The organism is Nocardioides sp. R-C-SC26, assembly GCF_021246465.1.
Taxonomy (GTDB): domain Bacteria; phylum Actinomycetota; class Actinomycetes; order Propionibacteriales; family Nocardioidaceae; genus Nocardioides.
Genome location: NZ_JAHRHK010000052.1, coordinates 1 through 343 on the forward strand (window position 1 = coordinate 1; position 343 = coordinate 343).

Here is a 343-nt window from a genome sequence, read left to right on the forward strand (position 1 = left end):
TGGTCTGGTTGAAGGTGGTGTGGATCCGCCCGTCGGGCGCGACGGTCTTGAGCAGGCCCTCGATCGTCTGCCGCAGCCGGGTGACGTCACGGTGGCGTAGGGGGTGGGCCAGGAACGGGTGCTCGGTCTTCTCATACAGCGAGGCCAGCGCGTCGGCATCGGTCGTGTAGCCGGTCTTGGTGCGCTTGGTCTTCGGCATGCCGAGCTCGTCGAAGAGCACCCCCTGCAGCTGCTTGGGCGAGCCGAGGTTGATCTCCTTGCCGATCACCGCGTACGCCGCCTCGGCCGCGTCGCGAACGGCGGTCGCGAACTGCGCCTCGAGCTCGTCGACGTGGCGTACCTC

1 protein-coding gene is annotated in these 343 nt (G+C 68.2%); it reads right to left on the bottom strand.

The window, feature by feature from the left end; translation table 11 throughout:
* The coding region (locus KSO97_RS17395; protein WP_232681930.1) for a DNA polymerase at positions 1-343 on the bottom strand (343 nt) is incomplete at both ends.